This is a genomic window from Bacillus sp. sid0103 (genome assembly GCF_019219025.1).
The window spans coordinates 1-291 of sequence record NZ_JAHUWN010000134.1 but is presented as its reverse complement, the minus strand read 5'-3'; the positions used below and the strand labels follow the sequence as shown (position 1 = coordinate 291).

Genomic DNA, 291 nt, shown 5'->3' with positions numbered 1-291 from the left:
GATTAATAAGTTTCATAATCGTGTCGGATACCGTACCACCTACATTGTCGAAATAGACATCAACACCGTTTGGGCATGCAGCCTCAATCTGTTTCTCAAAATCCGGCTCCCTATAATTGATTGCGGCAGTGAATCCGAGTTCCTTTGTTAGATACTCACACTTTTCATCCGAACCAGCAATCCCTACAGAGCGAGCTCCCTTGATATTTGCAATTTGTCCTACTACCGTACCTACGGCACCCGCTGCACCAGATACGACCACGGTCTCCCCCTCTTTGGGTTTGCCAATGT

1 protein-coding gene is annotated in these 291 nt (G+C 47.1%); it reads right to left on the bottom strand.

All coding sequences use genetic code 11. The annotated features are described in order from the left end of the window. Positions 1–291, bottom strand: a 291-nt coding sequence (locus KW850_RS34615) for a zinc-binding dehydrogenase (RefSeq protein ID WP_218351740.1), incomplete at both ends; no start/stop codon positions are given.